Source organism: Haemophilus haemolyticus (genome assembly GCF_001679045.1).
Classification (GTDB): Bacteria; Pseudomonadota; Gammaproteobacteria; order Enterobacterales; family Pasteurellaceae; genus Haemophilus; species Haemophilus haemolyticus.
This window is the reverse complement of record NZ_LYCK01000012.1, coordinates 14968-33121: the sequence shown is the minus strand read 5'-3', so window position 1 is coordinate 33121 and position 18154 is coordinate 14968. Positions and strand designations below refer to the sequence as shown.

The following is an 18154-nucleotide window of genomic DNA, read 5'->3' as shown; positions in this document are numbered from 1 at the left end:
TTAACGTAAAATCAAACAATTTTGTTTAATTTAATGCATTTTCCGCCAAAAATTCTTCGATTAACTGCTCAATTTCCGAAGCGGTCGGTTTTTGTAATGCGGCATTAGCAAGGGCTTTTGCATCTTGAAAATTCACATTACGGATTAATTTTTTAATTCGAGGTACGGAAATAGCACTCATACTAAATTCATCTAATCCCATACCAAGTAACAATAAGGTTGCACGTTCATCACCGGCTAATTCACCGCACATTCCCGTCCATTTGCCCTCTGCATGAGAAGCGTCAATTACTTGTTTGATTAAACCAAGCACAGATGGCTGCATCGGATTATAAAGATGTGAAATTAACTCATTGCCTCGATCCACAGCCAAAGTATATTGAGTTAAATCGTTAGTACCGATACTGAAGAAATCTACTTCTTTTGCTAAGAATTTTGCATTTACAGCGGCGGATGGCGTTTCAACCATTACCCCCACTTGGATATGCTCATCAAAAGCTTTGCCTTCTGCACGTAACTCCGCTTTTAATGTTTCAATAACCGCTTTTAATTCTCGAACTTCTTCTACGGAAATAATCATCGGGAACATCACCGCCAATTTACCAAATGCTGAAGCACGCAACACTGCGCGTAATTGTGCATTTAGAATTTCACGACGATCTAACGCAATGCGAATCGCACGCCATCCCAAGAATGGATTCATTTCTTTTGGTAAATCTAAATATGGAAGCTCTTTATCACCACCAATATCCATAGTACGAAGCACGGTTAAACGCCCGTTCATTGATTCTACGACTTCTTTGTAGGCGATGAATTGCTCTTCTTCTGTCGGAAGCTGTTCACGATCCATAAATAAGAATTCAGTTCGGTATAAACCAATACCTTCTGCGCCATTGCGATCTGCCCCTTCACAATCACGGATTGTCCCGATATTCGCAACAACATCAACCTTATGCCCATCCAATGTGATTGCGGGAAGATCTTTTAATTTAGCTAACTCTGCTTTTTCCTGAGAAATTTTAGCTTCAAGTGTTTTTAATTCATCAATCTGAGATTGTGCTGGATTAATATAAACTTGATTATTTATCGCATCTAAAATTAAGTAATCACCTGTATTAACTAATTCAGTCACATTATTTGTGCCTACAATCGCCGGTAATTCTAAAGAACGCGCCATAATAGAAGTATGAGAGGTTCTACCACCAATATCAGTGACAACCCCTAATACTTTTTCAAGATTAAGTTGAGCAGTTTCTGATGGAGTCAGATCATAAGCGACAAGAATTGATTCTTCTTGAATATCGCCAAGATCGACTATGTACATGCCCAAAATATTTTTAATTAAACGGTTACCAATATCACGAATATCACCCGCACGCTCTTTCAAATATTCATCATCGATCTCCGACAACATTGTGACTTGTTGATCAATAATTTTGCTCGCTGCAACTGCGGCATTGACTTTATTTGAACGAAGATAATCAAGAATTTCTTCTTCTAATTCTTCATCCTCAAGAATCATCAAGTGGCCTTCAAAGATTGCGGCTTTTTCTTCGCCTAAAGAAATTAATGCACGCTCTCTGATTGAATTAAGTTGTTCCACCGCCAATGCACGACCTTCATAAAATCGAGCAATTTCTTCGTCAATTTGATCATCAGTAATTTTTTGCGTATCAAGAACAATCTTTTCTTCTTTAAGAACAAGTGCCTTACCAAAGGCAATACCTGGGGATGCGAGAATGCCAGAAATCATAGATACCTTCCGAAATAATTAAAAAAGGATAGATAAACAATAGCCATAAAATTTCTCAATTTTATGGCTAAGTCAGTATTATTCTAAGGTTGGAATTAAAGCAACTAAATGGTCTACAGCCTGTTGCTCATCTTCACCTTCTGCAGAAATGGTAATCACTGTTCCCTGTGTTAACCCTAATGTTTGTAGCTTAAACAAACTTTTTGCACTTGCGCTCTTACCAGCAGACGTTACTGTGATATCAGAAGAAAATGCTTTCGCTTCTTTCACAAATTGTGCTGCTGGACGAGTGTGTAAACCGTTTGGCGCGGTGATTTCAACATCTTTTGAGTACATAATGCTACCTCTACTAATTAATGGTTAAAAAATAAAAAACTAGGAAGTTGCCCTAGTATCCTTTTTCAAAGCAAAATAATCAAGAATAAACACTAAAAAGCTTGAATTAAATCATAAAAAAAAGATAAATAGTTTATTTATTACACATAGTGCGCAATCGTTAAACTGCTGAAAAATGACGCTGTGATTTTGTTTCACTTAAACTTTCAATTAATCGATGATAATTATCATAACGAACAGGCGAAATTTTTCCTTGCTCGACGGCTTCACGCAACGCACACCCAGGATCGCTCAAATGTTTACAATCACGGAATTTACAGGTTCCCAAAACATATTGAAATTCTCGATACCCTTTTGTGATTTGCTCGGCATCTAAATGCCAAAGCCCAAATTCTCTAATTCCTGGCGAATCAATTAAATTACCGCCTTGTGGCAAATGATAAAGACGCGATGATGTCGTCGTATGTTGCCCTAGCCCTGATGTTTCGCTCACATCCCCTACTTGAGCGTTTACGCTAGGCAAAATATGATTAATTAAACTCGATTTACCGACACCAGATTGCCCAACAAAAATCGCCGTGCCTTGTGCCAAAAGTGCGGTTAATTTTTCCATATTTTCACCGCTCTTTGCTGAAATCATTAAAATTTCATACCCAATATCTTGGTAAATTTTAAGTTGTTCTTCAATTTCTTGACGCTGTTCTTGCGCCAATAAATCCACTTTATTCAAAACGATGAGAGGCGTGATTCCCGCAATCTCACACACAACAAGATAACGATCGATAATATTTAAGGAAAGCGTTGGCAATACTGCTGATACAATAATAATACGATCAACATTCGCCGCAATGGGTTTCAAACCATCATAATAATCTGGACGGGAAATTTCATTTTCTCGGGGATGGATAGCCTCAATCACGCCGCTCACACCTTGTAATTGTTCATTGCCTTTACGCCAAACAACTTTATCTCCTACCACCAAACTCGACAAGGCACGACGCAAATTACAACGATAAATTTCGCCTTGTTCATTTTCGACATCAGCATGAATCGAATAACGCGTGACCACAACACCTTCTTGTGATTCGCCAAGCATTTCATCTGACCATTCAATCTCTTTTTTCTTATGACGATGTAATGTTTTCGCATTATTCGATTGAATTCTTCTGGTTTGGTTTTGAGTTAATTTACGTTTAGCCATAAAAGTGCGGTCGTTTTTTCCCTTGTTTTTGGTAAAATGAAAAAAATTTTTGCATAGGATACCTGATATTATGCCATTCGATAAACAAAATCTTATTTGGATTGATTTAGAAATGACCGGTTTAGATCCGGAAAAAGAACGTATTATTGAAATTGCGACTATTGTGACAGATAAAAATTTGAATATTTTGGCAGAGGGCCCGGTATTAGCTGTTCATCAATCTGATGAATTACTCAATAAAATGAATTATTGGTGCCAAAAAACACATAGTGAAAATGGTTTAATTGAACGCGTAAAAACCAGCAAACTCACCGAACGTGCAGCAGAATTACAAACCTTAGACTTTTTAAAAAAATGGGTTCCAAAAGGTGCGTCGCCAATTTGCGGTAACAGCATTGCCCAAGATAAGCGCTTCTTAGTGAAATATATGCCTGATTTAGCCGATTATTTTCATTATCGTCATTTAGACGTGAGCACATTAAAAGAACTTGCAGCACGTTGGAAACCTGAAATTTTAGAAGGCTTTAAAAAAGAGAATACACATTTGGCGCTAGATGACATTCGAGAATCGATTAAAGAGCTGGCTTATTATCGCGAACATTTCATGAAATTAGATTGACGAAAACTTCAACAAAAAATTTCTTTTTATGAAATTGCCCTTGCAAGCCCTAAAAATATTTGTATAATGCGGGCTCATTCACTGATGTGAACTGCGGGAATAGCTCAGTTGGTAGAGCACAACCTTGCCAAGGTTGGGGTCGCGAGTTCGAGCCTCGTTTCCCGCTCCAATTTCACATTATAAAAGTATTATTGCGGGAATAGCTCAGTTGGTAGAGCACGACCTTGCCAAGGTCGGGGTCGCGAGTTCGAGCCTCGTTTCCCGCTCCAAATTTCAATCCCTAACCAAAAGGTTGGGGATTTTTTCTATCTACAAAAATAGATTACCAAAATGTTAAAAGTGCGGTGAATTTTCTCAAAAAATAAAGGCTTGTGATTTAATAACACAAGCCTTTATTTTTATGCTTTCTTCAACCGTTTTGCGCGACGTTTCATTCTTCTTACCCAACGAGTAATTCGCCATGCACGCGTAATTGAATATACATAAAGGAAAAATAAAATGAAAAAGCCGACAAACATCGCCCACTCATTCACATAATAAACTTCCCCTAAAATACCGATAGTTGCACAAACTGCAGAAACAAACGTAATCAATAAAAAGGCTTGTCTTGATGTCAAACCCGCTCTCACCATTAAATGATGAACATGTAAACGATCTGGGCGGAATGGGCTTTTACCTTTACGTACACGGCGATAAATAATCGCAACCATATCAATCAAAGGAATCGCAATAATCCAAAGTGCGGTTACTGGATTCATCGGATGCCCTTTTCCTTGCGTACTCAATAACAAAATCCAAATAATGGTAAAACCAATTAATGTACTCCCCGCATCCCCCATAAACACCTTATATTTCGGTCCAAATGGAATCCCTAGATTTAGCATCAAATAAGGTAAAATTGATACGATTAAAGCAAAACTCCAATGCGCCATATCCATTTGCCCATCTCGATACATCAAGAAACCAATCGCGGCAAAAGAAACGCAAGAAAGCCCACCGAGCAATCCATCAATACCATCAATCATATTAAAGGCATTAATAATCGCAATAGTGGCAAAGACGGTAATAATCAAACCAATTGAACCAAGCGTTAACTGGAAAGGCCCTAAAATTTGACCTAGATGATCAAGATAAACATTCCCAAGATCGATCATTAAAATCGCCAGTATTGCTTGAATCCCTGCTCTTAAGAAAGGACTGATATCAAATCGATCATCTAAAATCCCAATCGCCAATAAAACAAAAATACTGAACAAATAGAGATACGGCAATCGAAGTTGATCCCATTCCATCAGGTAATAGCAAAGATTTCCAACAAAAAGCGATACGCCACCGATTAGCGGAATTGCGCCTTGATGACGTTTCCGATAGTTTGGCTTATCAACTAATCCAATCCAATTGGCAACTGGTCGCATCACAATCAATGTTAAAAATGCGCCAAGAAAAGTAACAAAAATACTCAGCATAGTGTGACCCTAAAATTTTTTTGTAAAGGATAACATAAGGCAAATTTACCTAGAAATATATTTTTATAAAAAGGACTATCCAATATTTCGATACAGCACGTTACGTAATATTTCTCTTTGTTGAGAATCCAGAGCTTGTCCAAATTGGTTCGTCAAAATAAAAAAGTCTTCTGCTTTCTCGCCCACTGTGGTAATTTTCGCATTCAATAAATTGAGATTTAGCTCACTAAAAATCTGGCTCACTTGTGCTAATAAACCTGGTTTATCTAACGCAACCAGTTCCATTTCAGTATGCTCTTTTTTGTTTTCGTGTAAAAAACGCACGTCGGTTTGTACAGTAAAATGTTGAAGCTGGCGATTAGGCGTAATAGAAAGTGCGGGTAATTTTTCACTTTGAAGGGCTAATGTTAGAGCTTGCTCTAGTTCTCGGCGACGATCAAATTCCACTAATTCACCGTTAAGTTCCGTGATGATAAAGCTATCAAAAACATAACCATCTTGTGCTGTAATAATCTGTGCATCATGGATACTGAATTTTTTTGCTCCAATGGTACTCACCACTTTATTAAATAAGTGCGGTTGATCTTGGCAATAAATAAACACTTCCGTGCCGCCAAGTGAAAAGCGATTACTAATTTTCACTAATAATGCCTCAGCGAAATCCACCAACAAACTTGTATGCCACGCGATTTGTTTTGGCGTATTACGCACAAAATAATCTTCAGGACAACGAGCCCATAATTGCTCAATAAAGATTGGTGCAATATCTGAATAATCATGCGTTAAAATTTGTTGTGCAAGTTTTCGGTTTTCTGCCGATTTTTCTGAATAATTAAGCAATTCTTTCATGCCTTGTGCAAATTGCTGTTCAGTAAATTCATATAAAGAGGCAAAAAGCGAACGTTTCCAGCTATTCCATAAATTGCTGTTAGTTGCGCAAATATCCGCCACCGTTAAACAGGTCAGATAATCTAATCGAACTTGATTTTGCACGGCTTCCGCAAAATTCATGACGACTTCAGGATCATGAATATCACGGCGTTGCGCCGTAATTGACATCAGCAAATGGGATTTTACGAGCCAAGCAAGGGTATCAATTTCTCGACGATCTAAACCATGTAATTGCGCAAAGTCTGCCACATCTTCTGCGCCAAGCTCTGCGTGATCACCGCCCCGCCCTTTTGCAATATCGTGGAATAACACCGCAATATAAAGTAAAGTGCGGTCAGAAAGTTGGCTAAAAATTCGATGAGCAATGGGATGTTCTTGCGCACTTTCCTGTGATAGAAAACTTTCTAATTTCAACATCACTCGCAATGTATGCTCATCCACCGTATAAATATGAAATAAATCAAATTGCATTAAGCCCTCAATGGCTTGCCATTGCGGAAGATACGCCGTTAATACGCCATATTGGTGCATCGGAATAAACGCACGCTTAATCGCATTAGGTTGATTAAACAAACGTAGAAATTTTTCTCGAGCTGCAGGAATTTCGCATAATTTTTGTGATAATTGATCTAAGGAAATTTGTAATTGGCGCAAAGTATCAGAATGAATATTGGCCTGTTCGTACTGCGTTAAATAAAAGAATAGATCTAAAATTCGCGCTGGTTTTTCTTGAAAAACACGGCTATTACGCAAACATAAGCATTGATTAATCAGTTGGAAATCATCGTCTAACTGATGAATCACGCTATCCTGATTTGATGAAAGCACATTTTCTCGATAATGCTGAATCAGCAAATTACTAATAAGCGAAATTCGGTGTAATGCTTGGAAAAAACATTTCATCATTTTTTCCACAGCTTGATTGCCTTCCCCTCGAAACCCCAACAATTCACTGACTTTAATTTGACGATCAAACAACAGACGATTATCGTAACGTTTTAAAATCAAATGCAAAGCGAACCGCACTTTAAATAAAAATGCACGACTTTCTTGTAGTTGCTGATATTCTTGAGGATAAATAAAACCACTTTGTAAAATGGCCTCAAGGGTCAGCGCTCCCGAATGGCGCAACGCCACCCAATACAACAAATGCAAATCACGCAAACCACCAGGGCTGTACTTAATATCTGGCTCAAGGTTATAAGCTGTATTGTGATAACGCTGATAACGTTCTATTTGCTCTTGCACTTTAGCATTAAAAAAATCTTCTTTCGACCAAAAATTAGCATGTATTACCAATTCATTTAGCGCATCAAAGTGCGGTCGATTTCCAGCAAGAAATCTTGCTTCTAATAAATTGGTGGCAATCGTAATATCTTGTTTTCCTTCCGATTCGCATTGTTCTAAAGTTCTAACACTATTTCCTACCTCAAAGCCACAATCCCATAAAAATTGGATAAATTGGGTGATCTTTTCTTCAATTTCTAGGCTAGGTGTTTGCTTTACCAAAATTAAAAAATCGAGATCCGACAAAGGAAACATCTCACGCCGTCCATAACCGCCCACCGCAATTAAAGCAATCCCCTGTAGTTCACTTAATCCCATTTCCTGCCAAAGTTGAATCAATAAGGCATCATAAAAATCACTGCGATTTTCAATAAGCTCAAAAATGGAATAATGAGAAAAATTCTCAAGCTCAAATTGCTTAAGATTTTCTCGCTCAATTTTGACCGCACTTGGCGTTAAAGGAAAAGATAGTGTCGGAAAAAACAGCATATTAATTGCCTTTTGTTAAATCGAAGTCGCTTTATTATAAAGAAAAACAAAAAGGGCGTATATCTACGCCCTTATCCTATAATTTAATGTCAATTACACATTCACCATAATCCGCGAAATTCGACCTTCTGCAATTTCTTCATCGCGGATAGTCATCACTTCACAACCAGTTTCTGTGACAACAAGTTGATGTTCGTATTGTGCTGAATGGCTACGATCTTTGGTTTTTACTGTCCAACCATCACCCATAACGCGCACTTCTTTTTTGCCCGCATTAATCATTGGCTCAATCGTGAATACCATGCCTGGTTTTAAAATCACCCCTCCATCATCTGCGTAATAATGCAATACTTGAGGTTCGCAGTGAAATTCTGTACCAACACCATGTCCGCAATATTCACGCACAACGCTGAAAGTTTGGCTTTCTGTATATTTTTGCACAGCTTTACCTATTTCATTTAAACGAATACCTGGTTTTACTGTGCGCAATCCCACGTATAAGGCTTCTTGTGCCGCTTCCACTAATTTTTTACTACGAATATTCGTTTCGCCCCCCACGATATACATTTTTGAGTTATCACCAAAATAACCGTCTTTAATCACCGTGACATCAATATTCACAATATCGCCATTTTTAAGCACTTTATCGTCACTTGGAATACCGTGACATACAACTTCGTTAATGGAAATACAGGTAGCCTTTGGGAAACCATGATAATTCAAACACGCAGGGATAACCTTTTGTTCATTCACCATATATTCATGGCAAATTCGATCAAGTTCACCTGTAGTTACACCTGCTTTTACGTAAGGTTCAATCATCACCAGAACATCCGAAGCCAATTTGCAGGCCTCACGTAGTTTTACAATTTCTTTTTCTGTTCTAATTGGAATAGCCATTTTATTTCACCTTTTTTGAAAAAAATTTTGCCAGATTATAGCACGATTTCTAGGAAAAAACTGGATTACACTTGAATGGAGTAAATGGTTATTAGATAATAACGGAATTCAAATTTTCGGGAAGCAGGAAATAATTATGACAGATAACATTGCAGTACCATTGACATTTACTGATGCAGCAGCGAATAAAGTAAAAAGTTTAATCAGCGAAGAAGAAAATACTAATTTAAAATTACGCGTGTATATCACGGGTGGTGGCTGTAGCGGTTTCCAATATGGTTTTACTTTTGATGAAAAAGTGAATGAAGGCGATTTAACGATTGAAAAATCAGGGGTTCAACTTGTGATTGACCCAATGAGTTTACAGTATTTAATCGGTGGTACCGTCGATTACACAGAAGGTTTAGAAGGTTCACGCTTTACTGTAAATAATCCAAATGCTACCAGCACTTGTGGCTGCGGTTCGTCCTTTAGTATCTAAAATGGATTTTCAATTTACACATTATCAAGGCAATGTATCCGTAAAGTGTTCGATGGAACACATTGCCCTTGCTAACTGGTTCAATACAGAAGTGCGGTCAAATCCAAAGGCGATTTTGACCGCACTTTCTACTGCACAATCACTCTCTGAAAATCAAGAAGAGATCTTAATCGGCGCAGAATATACTTTGTTTTTAGATGCTGATGAAGTAATGGTGCGAGCGAATAATCTCGCCATTGAGACAGATGAAATTTTGGAAGACGATTTTCATTATTATGATGAAGAAAGCATTGCTTTTTGTGGCACGCAAGATTTTATCCATTTCCTCGAAGCTTATGTTGATTTTATCTCTTAACCGACTATGACCACCGAAAACGTTCAAAAAAATCCCGAAGAAAAAACACCTAAAAAACGCAGTTCTTTCAAAAGCTTTCTATTAAAAGTCGCGTTTACTGGTGCGGTATTAACTGTATTTTATGGCGGATATTTAGATTGGCAAATCCGTTCGAAAATGGACGGGCAAATTTGGCGTCTGCCTGCTGAAGTGTATAGCCGCATTGAAAGTGTGAAAATTTCAGATAATCTCGCTTTTGATGAAGTAATTCAAATTTTATTAGATAACGAATATCGCCAAACGACCATGGTTGCCGCACCAGGTGATTTCAAATTGGAAGATGATACCATTGTGGTTCTTCGCCGCGCTTTCCCTTTCCCTGATAAACCAGAACCACAACGAGTTTTACGTTTACGCTTTGTCGATAACAAACTTAATCGAATTGAAGATCTCGTTGCCGTAAAAGCAATAGATGAGTTTCGCCTTGCGCCAAAATTAATTGCAATGTTGGAATCTGATAATGAAGATCGCCTTGCAATTCCTTTACAAAATTACCCGCGCTTATTGATTGACGCCTTAATTTTAACGGAAGATCGCCGTTTTTATGATCATCATGGTATAAACCCAGTGGGGATTATACGAGCATTAATTACCAATATCCGTGCGGGGCAAACGGTACAAGGTGGGAGTACGCTCACTCAACAACTTGTGAAAAATTTATTTTTATCAAGCGAGCGTACGATTACCCGTAAAGCGAATGAAGCCTTGATGTCATTGGTGTTAGATTGGCGTTATGATAAAAATCGTATTCTCGAAACCTATCTTAATGAAATTTATCTCGGACAAAATGGTGATACGCAAATTCACGGTTTTGAATTAGCCAGCCAATTCTATTTTGGTCGTTCGATTCGTGAAATTAGCTTAGATCAAATTGCACTTTTAGTCGGGATGGTCAAAGGTCCTTCACTTTATAATCCTTGGCGTAATCCTCAAAATGCCTTAGAACGTCGTAATGTTGTTTTAAAGCTCATGCTTGAACATAAAATGATCGGTGATGAACTTTACCAATTATTAAGCCAACGACCTTTAGGTGTTCAACAAAAAGGACAAATATCCCGTAAATATCCGTCATTTATTCAGACTTTACAGGCGGATTTACGTCGTGAACTAGGCGAACATAAAATCTCCAGTTTACTTGGCGCACGGATTTTCACCACAATGGATTTAAAACAACAAGCCCAAGCAGAAAATGCAGTGGTGAATACAGTTTCACAACTACAACTGAAAACTAAAAATCCATATTTAGAAGGCGCCATGATTGTTGCGGATTACCGCGTGGGTGAAATTCGTGCGGTAGTGGGTGGTTTGCAAACGCAATATGCAGGCTTTAATCGTGCATTAATGGCAAAACGTCAGATTGGTTCTTTAGTAAAACCATCAATTTATTTGACCGCACTTTCGAATCCAGAACAGTTCCGTTTAAATACCCCAATTAATAATCAGCCAATTACAATTAATGTCAAAGGTAGTCCGCCGTGGCAGCCGCGCAACTATGACAAAAAATATAGTGGTTCAGTGATGTTAATGGATGCCTTAGCACGTTCTTTAAATATTCCGACTGTGAATATTGGGATGAAAGTCGGCTTGAGTAAAGTCATTGATACACAAAAAGCGATGGGATGGGATAATGTAGAAATTCCAAAAGTGCCCGCTATGTTACTCGGCGCTTATACCATCTCACCTTATGATGTAACTAAACTTTATCAAACTATTGCGAATCAAGGTGGACGGATTGACCTCACAACCGTCGATACCATTGCGGATCGTCAAGGAAATATCATTTACCAACATGATAAAACCGCAAAACAAGTGGTCCCACAAGAAGCAGCATTCCAAACGTTATTTGCGATGCAACAAACTGTTGAACGTGGTACAGCTCGTAGCTTGCAAAATGATTATGCGGATTTACGTTTAGCTGGTAAAACAGGGACAACAAATGATGCGCGTGATACTTGGTTTGTGGGGATCGATGGAAAAAATATCAGCACAGTTTGGCTTGGTCGCGATGATAATGGCGAAACAAAACTTACCGGTGCATCGGGTGCATTACAAATTTATAAAGATTATTTAAGCCACACTTATATTGAAAAATTGAAGCTAAATAAACCAGCGAATATGAAATGGGTTGGTATTACCCAACATGGTAGCTGGGATTGTGACAGCAATCGAGTGATCCCAGTTTGGGTGAATAATGGGCAAAATTTCTGTGGAGGCACACCAAATGCTTCTCCATCACCAGCTACTCCACCAGCTGAAACAGAAATTGCTCCTCGACAAGAAAGCGTCTGGGATGTATTAGATAACCCAAATCCACCCGCTCAATAATTCATCGCGGTATATTTCTTATAATAAGCAAATATTTTGAAGCGAAAAAACTACACTTCCCCTGAAATTTCAGGGGATTTTTTTATTTCTTTAAAAAATAGCAAACGTTTGCTTTAAAAGTGCGGTACAATACGCGCCAGTTTTTACTTTCATACAGGTGCAAAACGATGACACAACAACTCCCCACTTTAAGTCTAAAAAAAATCTATTCAGGTAAAGTACGTGATCTCTATGAAATCGATGATAAACGCATGCTAATGGTTGCTTCTGACCGCTTGTCTGCGTTTGATGTTATTTTAGATGATCCCATTCCACGAAAAGGCGAAATCCTGACTCAAATTTCCAACTTTTGGTTTAACAAACTTGCTCACATTATGCCTAATCATTTCACTGGTGAGAGTGTTTATGATGTGTTGCCAAAAGAAGAAGCTGATTTAATCAAAGATCGCGCTGTAGTGTGTAAACGTTTGAATCCCATTAAAATTGAATCTATCGTACGTGGCTATTTAACTGGCAGTGGTTTAAAAGATTACAAACAAACTGGTACAATCTGCGGATTAAAATTACCTGAAGGCTTAGTTGAAGCCAGTAAATTACCAGAACCTATTTTCACCCCATCAAGTAAAGAAGCCGTCGGCAATCACGATATAAATATCAGCTATGCAGAATGTGAAAAACTCATCGGGACTGATTTAGCCGCACAAGTAAAAGAAAAAGCTATCGCACTTTATACTGCTGCTGCAGAATATGCACTGACTAAAGGCATTATTATTTGCGACACAAAATTTGAATTTGGTTTAGATGAAAATGGCACGCTCACCTTAATGGATGAAGTATTAACACCAGATTCTAGTCGTTTTTGGTCTGTCGATACTTATCAAGAAGGGATTAATCCTCCATCATTCGATAAACAATTTGTACGCGATTGGTTAGAAAATAGCGGCTGGAATAAACAAGCTCCCGCACCGAAAGTACCAGAAAATATTATTCAGAAAACTGTTGATAAATATCAGGAAGCGCTGGATTTATTAACAAAATAGAGATCAAAATCCCTGCTATTTACAGCGGGGATTTTTATGCATGATGACAACTAAAGATTTTTAGTCTTAATACATAAAAGGCTAGACAAACATAAAAAGTGAGGTTATATTTAAATGACTTTTTATTCAATTAAAATGATTAATTATTCAATCTGAATTATAAACAAGGAAAAGATATGTCAAATACAATTCTACAACATTTACCTGAAGGGCAAAAAGTCGGTATCGCGTTCTCTGGAGGCTTAGACACCAGCGCAGCATTACTCTGGATGCGTCAAAAAGGCGCGGTGCCTTATGCATACACCGCCAATTTAGGTCAACCTGATGAAGATGATTACAGCGTAATCCCGAAAAAAGCGATGGCGTATGGTGCAGAAAATGCTCGCTTAATTGATTGTCGTGCTCAGCTTGCTCATGAAGGCATTGCTGCAATTCAATGCGGTGCATTCCATATTTCTACAGGCGGAATTCCTTACTTCAATACGACTCCACTTGGTCGTGCCGTAACCGGAACTATGCTCGTTGCGGCAATGAAAGAAGACGATGTAAATATTTGGGGGGATGGCTCTACATTCAAAGGGAATGACATCGAACGCTTCTATCGTTATGGTTTATTAACAAACCCAAATTTAAAAATCTATAAACCTTGGCTAGATGCGCAATTTATTGAAGAACTTGGTGGCCGCTTTGAAATGTCTCAATTTCTTATCGAACATGGTTTTGACTACAAAATGTCCGTTGAAAAAGCCTACTCGACCGATTCCAATATGCTAGGTGCAACCCATGAAGCAAAAGACTTAGAGCAATTAAGCACTGGCATGAAAATTGTTAAACCAATTATGGGTGTAGCATTTTGGGACGAGAATGTAGAAATTAAACCAGAAACAGTAACCGTCACTTTTGAAGAAGGCGTCCCTGTCGCATTAAATGGTAAACGTTTTGATAATGCAGTTGATATTATTCTAGAAGCCAATCGTATCGGTGGCCGTCATGGTTTAGGGATGTCTGACCAAATCGAAAATCGTATTATTGAAGCAAAATCTCGTGGTATTTATGAAGCGCCAGGGATGGCATTATTGCATATCGCTTACGAACGTTTAGTAACTGGTATTCACAATGAAGATACCATCGAACAATATCGTATTAATGGTATCCGTTTAGGCCGTTTGTTATATCAAGGTCGTTGGTTTGATCCACAAGCCTTAATGCTGCGTGAAACAGCACAACGTTGGGTGGCAAAAGCAATTACGGGTACGGTAACACTTGAGCTTCGTCGTGGTAACGACTTCACTATCTTAAATACCGAATCACCAAACTTAACCTACGAAGCAGAGCGTTTAAGTATGGAAAAAGTCGAAGATGCGCCATTTGATCCAATTGATCGTATCGGTCAATTAACAATGCGTAATTTAGATGTATCTGACACCCGAGGTAAACTTGGTATCTATGCACAAACAGGTTTATTAAGCGCAATTAAAGATTCAGTATTGCCACAATTAGGCAAGAAATAAGATAAAAGAGCGGTGAAAACTGACCGCACTTTTCCGCTTATAAAAATGGCTACTTCATGTAGCCATTTTTTATTCCTCCATCTTTTCTAATTCACCTTGAGAAAATTCCTGCAGCTTATGGATTTCATTTTTTGCTTTGTCAGAAAGCACTTTATTATCCTTTAGCATCTGCTCTGAACGCGCCATAATAAAACGTAAATAATCATAGTTTTGTGTTTTTTCAAATAAAGCTTGTGCTTGATACATATCAGTAAAATCCTTATTTGCTTGGGTAAGCAACATTTTTTGCCCAACTAAAACAATTAGTGCTAATGCCAATGCAATGACAGTGCCATAACCGTTTGTCAGATAATAAAGCAACCCACCTATAACAAATAAGCCTGAAACCAGTCGAGAGCTGTTTTTAATATAAGTTTCACTGGGTGGCGCTTGGATAAGTTCAGATAATTTCATTCAAATTCACCATAAAAAATAAGGGCGTTATCATCGCCCTTATTATTAACTTTCGCAAGGATTATGCAAGAATACCAGCCCAGTAACCTAAAATCCCCACGCCAAATAAACCGAAGATAATCACCATTGCATTCACTTTTTTACGTAATAAATACATACATAAGAAAGTCAGTAATAAGGCTAATAAACCTGGAAGTAGATCATTTAATACGCCTTGCAATGTTACAACAACTTCTTCACCTAATTGGTTTTTATAACGAGTAAGTTCTAATGGGACATTAATACTTGTCCATTTAGAAACCAACGAGCCCATGACAAAGAGACCAAGAATAGAAGCTCCTTGAGTGATTTTTTGCAAACGTCCACCACCCATATCAGAAACGATTTCTGTGCCTTTTTCATAACCATATTTGAAACCATACCAGCGAGTAACAGCACGGATCACATTGATTAAGATAAAAAACAATAATGGACCTAAAATGCTTCCTGTTAAGGCAATTCCAGCACCAAGTGCGGCTAAAACTGGGCGCAAAGTTCCCCAGAAAATAGGATCGCCCACACCAGCTAATGGCCCCATAAGTCCGACTTTTACACCACTAATTGCCGCATCATCCACATCTTTTGCACCATTCGCGCGCTCTTGTTCCATTGCGGCAGTCACGCCCATAATTGCAGATCCCACCCAAGGTTGAGTATTAAAAAATTCAAGATGGCGTTTGAGTGCCTCAGCTTGATCTTCTTTTTTGCTATATAAGCGTTTGATTGTTGGGATCATCGAAACACAGAATCCCATTGATTGCATACGTTCAAAGTTAAATGATCCTAAAAGGAACGTTGAACGGAAATAAGTACTTAAAATATCACCCTTTGTAAGAGTTACTTTTTGTTCTGACATAATACGCTCCTTATAGACCTTCTAATTCGTTATCAGCAAGTTTTCTTTTGCTTGCCACTGGCATTGCGACTTGGTTAAAACGCGGGTTTAATTGGATATAAAGCATGGCTAAACAAGTACCAAGAATACCCAATCCAACTAAGTTATAATTAGTAAAGGAAGCAATAACAAAACCAAGGAAGAAAAATGGCATTAATGCACCCGCGCGCATCATATTAATCACCATTGCATAACCCACTACGACGATAAATCCACCGGCAATTTGTAAGCCACGAGTAATCACTTCAGGAATTGCATCTAATGCGCTAGTTACGGCATCAGTACCTGCGACTAAACCAACCGCTAATGCAGGAATTGCAACACGCAATGCTTGTAAAGAAAGCCCTGCAAAATGGCAAAGTTCAATCCCACGGAAATTAGCTTGTTCAGCAAATTTATCCGCTTTATGTTGTAAGAAGATTGTTAGTGTACGTACGAAAATAGTAAGCACTTGACCTGCAGCAGCAACTGGCACCGCGATAGCAATCGCCGTCCCCACTGATTGACCACCCTTAATAACAAGAATCGCAGAGATCACACTAGCAAGTGCCGCATCTGGCGCCATTGCTGCCCCAACGTTCATCCAACCTAGTGCGATCATTTCTAATGTACCGCCAAGGATAATACCGGTTTCAAGATCGCCTAATACCAAGCCAATCATAGTACAAGCAAAAAGTGGACGGTGGGTTTGACGTTCATCTAATACGCTCCCCATACCGCAAATTGCCGCGACAAGCACGACTAAAATGAGTTCCATTGTTGACATAAAATGCGCTCCTAGAATTTAATTGAATCAAGTTTTTCGCGAGTAAGTTCAACAGGCTTATTCGCTGCCACTTTTTGAAGGGAAAGTTTCACGCCCATATCAAGTAATTTTTTGAATGCAGCGACATTAGATGGATTCACTGTGACTGCATCAGAAAGCTGTTTATTTCCTTCTTTATGCGTCATTCCGCCCACGTTAATGGTATCAATACGCAAACCACCTTCGATTAAACGCACTGCATCTTCAGGCTTGGTCACAAGCATTAAAATATTACGGCTCGCATATTTTGGATTGTTGTAAACCTTAATCGCTTTATCCACAGGAATTACATAGGCTTTCAAATGTGGCGGCGCAATTTGAAGAAGCAATTCCTTACGTAATTCATCATTTGCCACTTCATCACTAATAGCAAAAATGGCTTCGCATTTCACTGCTTTTGCCCAAGAAGTAGCAACTTGGCCATGAATTAAACGATCATCAATACGCAGTAAATTGACACTCATACGTCCATTAGGATCGTATTGAGTATTATCTTCTTCGCTTTCTTGTTCTTCTTTTGCTTCCTCTTTTGGAGTTTCAGGTTGAGCGAAAGAGGCAACGTCATCTGGTTTCCGATAACTTTTCACTGCCATTACCCCAACTTCCTTGGCGACATCAGCAAGTGCTTCCGCTGATTTTGCATCATCCTTGGCATCTAATACTTCTAATAACATTGGTAAACTTACACCAGTGACAATATCATCTTGAGGACGTTTTGCCGCTACTCGGGCCGCCGCGTTATAGGGGCTACCACCAAATAAATCTACCAAAAATAACACGCTATCTGATGGCGAGCATTCAGCAATAATAGCCTCATACTTTTCCACCAAGGTGTCTTGCCCTTCTCCTGGAACGAATGTTACACCGTGAAGTCCTTCCACCTCACCGAATACCATTTCAGAAGAATTGACCAACTCAGCAGCAAGCTTGCCGTGAGCTGCAACGATTACTTGAATCATTGGATACTCCTAAGGTTGAAATAAATCGTCAAAAGCATAGAGTAAACGGTTGCGTAACTCAAGATAATTATAAGTGCTTGTACCATTAAAATTGACATACATCAATTTTTTAGAACACAAAAAGGTATTGTAAACGGAATAATTTGGCGTGCATTAGGCTTAATTACACTTCAGAATTTTTGGATAAAAAGTGCGGTATAAACTAAGAAAGTTTTTAAAAAAGAAAAACCGATTTTCAATCACTGAAAATCGGTTAAAGAACCTGTAATTTAAATTCAATTGTGTAGTGTTTACCCATAAAAAAATCTGC

Annotated in this window: 16 protein-coding genes and 2 tRNA genes; 8 read left to right on the top strand and 10 right to left on the bottom strand. The window is 38.5% G+C overall.

Going from position 1 to position 18154, the window contains the following annotated elements:
* Window positions 1–25: 25 nt before the first annotated feature.
* The 3 genes from ptsI to rsgA all read right to left on the bottom strand — a co-directional run bounded on the left by ptsI (window position 26) and on the right by rsgA (window position 3290).
* A complete protein-coding gene (gene ptsI, locus A8M50_RS03620) occupies window positions 26–1753 on the bottom strand; it encodes a phosphoenolpyruvate-protein phosphotransferase PtsI (RefSeq protein ID WP_005645015.1) in 1728 nt (575 codons plus the stop codon).
* A 78-nt stretch (window positions 1754–1831) separates the two neighbouring features.
* Window positions 1832–2089, bottom strand: a complete 258-nt coding sequence (gene ptsH / locus A8M50_RS03615) for a phosphocarrier protein Hpr (RefSeq protein WP_005635899.1) — start codon at window positions 2087–2089, stop codon at window positions 1832–1834.
* Window positions 2090–2249: 160 nt separating this feature from the next.
* Window positions 2250–3290, bottom strand: coding sequence for a small ribosomal subunit biogenesis GTPase RsgA (gene rsgA, locus A8M50_RS03610; protein WP_005644975.1), 1041 nt, complete (start codon window positions 3288–3290; stop codon window positions 2250–2252).
* Between the two features lie 70 nt (window positions 3291–3360).
* Here rsgA and orn point away from each other — a divergent pair, with 70 nt between their 5' ends.
* The 3 genes from orn to A8M50_RS03595 all read left to right on the top strand — a co-directional run bounded on the left by orn (window position 3361) and on the right by A8M50_RS03595 (window position 4178).
* Window positions 3361–3909, top strand: a complete 549-nt coding sequence (gene orn, locus A8M50_RS03605; RefSeq protein WP_005644920.1) for an oligoribonuclease — start codon at window positions 3361–3363, stop codon at window positions 3907–3909.
* Between the two features lie 93 nt (window positions 3910–4002).
* A tRNA-Gly gene (locus tag A8M50_RS03600) sits at window positions 4003–4078 on the top strand.
* 24 nt (window positions 4079–4102) lie between these two features.
* A tRNA-Gly gene (locus A8M50_RS03595) sits at window positions 4103–4178 on the top strand.
* 129 nt (window positions 4179–4307) lie between these two features.
* Here the strand turns inward: A8M50_RS03595 and wecA are convergent.
* The 3 genes from wecA to map all read right to left on the bottom strand — a co-directional run bounded on the left by wecA (window position 4308) and on the right by map (window position 8942).
* Complete coding sequence (gene wecA, locus A8M50_RS03590) at window positions 4308–5375, bottom strand: UDP-N-acetylglucosamine--undecaprenyl-phosphate N-acetylglucosaminephosphotransferase (RefSeq protein WP_005644695.1); 1068 nt, start codon at window positions 5373–5375, stop codon at window positions 4308–4310.
* A gap of 75 nt (window positions 5376–5450) precedes the next feature.
* Window positions 5451–8042 (bottom strand): bifunctional uridylyltransferase/uridylyl-removing protein GlnD, encoded by a 2592-nt coding sequence (glnD, locus tag A8M50_RS03585; RefSeq protein WP_005644988.1) that lies wholly within the window; start codon window positions 8040–8042, stop codon window positions 5451–5453.
* A gap of 93 nt (window positions 8043–8135) precedes the next feature.
* On the bottom strand, window positions 8136–8942 hold the full coding sequence (gene map, locus A8M50_RS03580) for a type I methionyl aminopeptidase (protein WP_005638836.1): 807 nt from the start codon (window positions 8940–8942) through the stop codon (window positions 8136–8138).
* Between the two features lie 136 nt (window positions 8943–9078).
* Here map and erpA point away from each other — a divergent pair, with 136 nt between their 5' ends.
* The 5 genes from erpA to argG all read left to right on the top strand — a co-directional run bounded on the left by erpA (window position 9079) and on the right by argG (window position 14693).
* Window positions 9079–9423 (top strand): iron-sulfur cluster insertion protein ErpA, encoded by a 345-nt coding sequence (gene erpA, locus A8M50_RS03575; protein WP_005632606.1) that lies wholly within the window; start codon window positions 9079–9081, stop codon window positions 9421–9423.
* Between the two features lies 1 nt (window position 9424).
* The gene (locus A8M50_RS03570) at window positions 9425–9778 is read left to right on the top strand and encodes a YacL family protein (protein WP_032826506.1); all 354 of its coding nucleotides are present in this window, start codon (window positions 9425–9427) and stop codon (window positions 9776–9778) included.
* Window positions 9779–9784: 6 nt separating this feature from the next.
* Entirely contained in the window at window positions 9785–12142 is a 2358-nt protein-coding gene (mrcB, locus tag A8M50_RS03565) for a penicillin-binding protein 1B (protein WP_005644828.1), read from the top strand.
* Window positions 12143–12309: 167 nt separating this feature from the next.
* The gene (locus A8M50_RS03560) at window positions 12310–13182 is read left to right on the top strand and encodes a phosphoribosylaminoimidazolesuccinocarboxamide synthase (protein ID WP_005644910.1); all 873 of its coding nucleotides are present in this window, start codon (window positions 12310–12312) and stop codon (window positions 13180–13182) included.
* A gap of 176 nt (window positions 13183–13358) precedes the next feature.
* Window positions 13359–14693 (top strand): argininosuccinate synthase, encoded by a 1335-nt coding sequence (argG, locus tag A8M50_RS03555; RefSeq protein WP_005645050.1) that lies wholly within the window; start codon window positions 13359–13361, stop codon window positions 14691–14693.
* A gap of 69 nt (window positions 14694–14762) precedes the next feature.
* Here the strand turns inward: argG and A8M50_RS03550 are convergent, their stop codons facing one another.
* From A8M50_RS03550 to A8M50_RS03535, 4 genes are all read right to left on the bottom strand, one after another.
* The gene (locus A8M50_RS03550; protein WP_005644964.1) at window positions 14763–15146 is read right to left on the bottom strand and encodes a hypothetical protein; all 384 of its coding nucleotides are present in this window, start codon (window positions 15144–15146) and stop codon (window positions 14763–14765) included.
* A gap of 61 nt (window positions 15147–15207) precedes the next feature.
* Complete coding sequence (gene manZ, locus A8M50_RS03545) at window positions 15208–16041, bottom strand: PTS mannose transporter subunit IID (protein WP_005644727.1); 834 nt, start codon at window positions 16039–16041, stop codon at window positions 15208–15210.
* Between the two features lie 10 nt (window positions 16042–16051).
* Window positions 16052–16846 carry a PTS mannose/fructose/sorbose transporter subunit IIC gene (locus A8M50_RS03540; protein ID WP_005628385.1) on the bottom strand — a complete coding sequence of 265 codons (795 nt, stop codon included), beginning with the start codon at window positions 16844–16846 and terminating at the stop codon, window positions 16052–16054.
* An 11-nt stretch (window positions 16847–16857) separates the two neighbouring features.
* Entirely contained in the window at window positions 16858–17844 is a 987-nt protein-coding gene (locus A8M50_RS03535; protein ID WP_005635874.1) for a mannose/fructose/sorbose PTS transporter subunit IIA, read from the bottom strand.
* Between the last annotated feature and the right edge of the window lie 310 nt (window positions 17845–18154).

Coding starts and splice junctions, on each gene's coding strand:
- ptsI (WP_005645015.1), bottom strand. CDS start 1,753: ATGATTTCTGGCATTCTCGCATCCCCAGGTATTGCCTTTGGTAAGGCA.
- ptsH (WP_005635899.1), bottom strand. CDS start 2,089: ATGTACTCAAAAGATGTTGAAATCACCGCGCCAAACGGTTTACACACT.
- rsgA (WP_005644975.1), bottom strand. CDS start 3,290: ATGGCTAAACGTAAATTAACTCAAAACCAAACCAGAAGAATTCAATCG.
- orn (WP_005644920.1), top strand. CDS start 3,361: ATGCCATTCGATAAACAAAATCTTATTTGGATTGATTTAGAAATGACC.
- wecA (WP_005644695.1), bottom strand. CDS start 5,375: ATGCTGAGTATTTTTGTTACTTTTCTTGGCGCATTTTTAACATTGATT.
- glnD (WP_005644988.1), bottom strand. CDS start 8,042: ATGCTGTTTTTTCCGACACTATCTTTTCCTTTAACGCCAAGTGCGGTC.
- map (WP_005638836.1), bottom strand. CDS start 8,942: ATGGCTATTCCAATTAGAACAGAAAAAGAAATTGTAAAACTACGTGAG.
- erpA (WP_005632606.1), top strand. CDS start 9,079: ATGACAGATAACATTGCAGTACCATTGACATTTACTGATGCAGCAGCG.
- A8M50_RS03570 (WP_032826506.1), top strand. CDS start 9,425: ATGGATTTTCAATTTACACATTATCAAGGCAATGTATCCGTAAAGTGT.
- mrcB (WP_005644828.1), top strand. CDS start 9,785: ATGACCACCGAAAACGTTCAAAAAAATCCCGAAGAAAAAACACCTAAA.
- A8M50_RS03560 (WP_005644910.1), top strand. CDS start 12,310: ATGACACAACAACTCCCCACTTTAAGTCTAAAAAAAATCTATTCAGGT.
- argG (WP_005645050.1), top strand. CDS start 13,359: ATGTCAAATACAATTCTACAACATTTACCTGAAGGGCAAAAAGTCGGT.
- A8M50_RS03550 (WP_005644964.1), bottom strand. CDS start 15,146: ATGAAATTATCTGAACTTATCCAAGCGCCACCCAGTGAAACTTATATT.
- manZ (WP_005644727.1), bottom strand. CDS start 16,041: ATGTCAGAACAAAAAGTAACTCTTACAAAGGGTGATATTTTAAGTACT.
- A8M50_RS03540 (WP_005628385.1), bottom strand. CDS start 16,846: ATGTCAACAATGGAACTCATTTTAGTCGTGCTTGTCGCGGCAATTTGC.
- A8M50_RS03535 (WP_005635874.1), bottom strand. CDS start 17,844: ATGATTCAAGTAATCGTTGCAGCTCACGGCAAGCTTGCTGCTGAGTTG.